Raw genomic sequence first — 2203 nt, 5'->3', positions numbered from 1 at the left:
GTCGTAATCCGGGCCGGCGACGCGGCCGATCGGCGTGACGACCGCCGCGGTGCCGCAGGCGAAGCTTTCGACCAGCCGGCCGCTCTGCGCATCGGCGCGCCACTGGTCGATGGCATAGGGTTCCTCGCGCACCACCAGACCTTCGTCGCGGGCGATCGTCAGGATCGAATCGCGGGTGATGCCGGGCAGGATCGTACCGGTCAGCGGCGGCGTCTGGATCGAGCCGTCGTCGAACACGAAGAAGATGTTCATGCCGCCCAGCTCCTCGATCCAGCGGCGCTCGGCCGCGTCGAGGAACACCACCTGGTCGAAGCCGCGGCGGATCGCCTCCTGCTGCGCGACGAGGCTGGTGGCGTAATTGCCGCCGCATTTGGCCTCCCCCGTGCCGCCGGGCGCGGCGCGGGTATAGTCGTGGCTGACCCACAGCGACACGGCGCGCGCCCCGCCCTTCCAATAGGCGCCGACCGACGAGGCGAGCACCATGTAGAGGAATTCGGCCGACGGCTTGACACCCAGGAACGCCTCCGACGCGATCATGAACGGGCGCAGGTACAGCGACCCGCCCTCGATCGCGGGGAACCAGTCGCGCTCGGTCAGGACGAGGCGTTCGCACGATTCCAGGAACAGCTCCTCGGGCAGGTCGGGCATCGCCATGCGCCGCGCCGAGGCGTTGAAGCGGCGCGCATTGGCGTCGGGACGGAACAGCGCCAGCCCGCCGTCGTCGAGGCGATAGGCCTTGAGCCCCTCGAAAATTTCCTGCGCGTAATGGAACACCGAGGAGGCCGGGTCCATCGTCAGCGACACGCGCTGCGTGATCGCGCCGTCGTGCCAGCCCTTGTCCTCGCTATAGTGGAGGATTGCCATGTGATCGGTGAAGACGCGCCCGAACGCCGGATCGACCAGCCGCGCTTCCCGTTCGCTGGCGGTCACCGGTGCGGGATGCGGTTCGAACGCGAAAGTCACGGAAAATTGCCCCCATGCCATGGTCGACGGATGCGGCAGGACGGTGGTTGTCCGCCGTTTGCCGGGTTGCGGTGACCTAGGGCCGATGGCAAAGCCGGTCAACATGGCTGCCGTTACCCAATCCGCCTCCCCGCTGTTCCTGCGCGAATCGGAGATCCGCCGCGGCATCGAACTGCTGTACTTCGGCAACAGCCATATCACGCGGTCGATCGACCGCGGGCTGGCGCGGCAGGGGCTGGGCCGCGCGCACCACCGCGCGCTGTACTTCATCGCGCGCAAGCCCGACATGCCGGTCAGCGACCTGCTGGCGCTGCTGGCGATCACCAAGCAATCGCTGGGCCGCGTGCTGAACGAACTGATCGAGCGCGAACTGGTGGAGACGCGGCCGGGCGAGCGCGACCGGCGGCAGCGGCTGCTGCGGCTGACGCCGAGCGGGGTGGAACTGGAAGCGAGCCTGTACGATGCGCTGCGCGAGCGGTTGTCGGCGGCCTATTCGCAAGCCGGCCAGGGCGCGGTCAGCGGTTTCTGGGCGGTGCTGGAGGGGTTGATCCCCCCCGACGAGATGCCGCGCGTCGAGGCGCTGCGCAAAGGCTGAATGTTGCGAAAGTTGAGACGCTGGCACACCGGACGCGGCGCCGGCGGGAATGGCGTGCCCGACGCGCGGGCGGGCGGTTTCACGACGGAGAAAGAGCGTCGTTGCTTATGGCGCCAAGCGGGGATGTAGGACAGCGACGCGGTGGGGCGCGACGGTTGCGCGACATGGACGCGACGGTTGCGCGGCGCGGGGGCGTCGGCGCGGAAAAGCCGATCGCCCTGCCCCGTCACCCCTTGGCGGCGGCGGCCATTTCGGCGCCGCGGCGGGCGACGGCGGTGAGGGTGCGTTCGAACAACGTGTCGAGCGCGCGGTCGGCGTCGAGGACGTTCAGCCCCTCGCGGGTCATGCCGCCGGGGCTGGCGACCGCATCGGCGAGCGCGGCGGGCGTGCGGTCGCTGGCGGCGGCCATCACGGCGGCGCCCTCCACCGCCGCCAGCGCGACGGCGGCGGCTTCCTGCGGCGACAGGCCGATCGCGCGGCCCCCGGCGGCGAGCGCGTCGATCACGCGGAAGACGAAGGCGGGCGCGGTGCCCGACAGCGCGCCGGCGGCGGCGAAGCGCGCGGGATCGTCGAACCATTCGACCAGTCCGAGCGGCGCCATCAGCCGATCGACCGTCGCGCGCGGGTCGGCGGGGGCGGCGGGCG

The 2203-nt window shown here is 70.9% G+C and carries 3 protein-coding genes; 1 reads left to right on the top strand and 2 read right to left on the bottom strand.

Annotated elements, in window-relative coordinates; all coding sequences use genetic code 11:
- The coding region (locus AX685_RS06410; RefSeq protein WP_066486615.1) for a branched-chain amino acid aminotransferase at positions 1-984 on the bottom strand (984 nt) is incomplete at its 3' end.
- A gap of 82 nt (positions 985-1066) precedes the next feature.
- Between AX685_RS06410 and AX685_RS06405 the strand changes: the two genes are divergently transcribed.
- Positions 1067-1558: a MarR family winged helix-turn-helix transcriptional regulator gene (locus tag AX685_RS06405; protein ID WP_231738629.1), complete on the top strand. Its 492-nt coding sequence runs from the start codon at positions 1067-1069 to the stop codon at positions 1556-1558.
- Between the two features lie 226 nt (positions 1559-1784).
- Here the strand turns inward: AX685_RS06405 and AX685_RS06400 are convergent.
- On the bottom strand, positions 1785-2203 hold a 419-nt coding region (locus tag AX685_RS06400; protein WP_331710157.1), incomplete at its 5' end, for a pyrroline-5-carboxylate reductase family protein.

The organism is Sphingomonas sp. CCH9-F2, from assembly GCF_001556735.1.
Classification (GTDB): domain Bacteria; phylum Pseudomonadota; class Alphaproteobacteria; order Sphingomonadales; family Sphingomonadaceae; genus Sphingomonas; species Sphingomonas ginsenosidimutans.
This window is presented reverse-complemented; position numbering and strand designations above follow the sequence as displayed.

What these genes read in the sequence shown, in the direction of transcription:
- AX685_RS06405 (WP_231738629.1), top strand. Translation starts at nt 1,067, where the DNA reads ATGGCTGCCGTTACCCAATCCGCCTCCCCGCTGTTCCTGCGCGAATCG.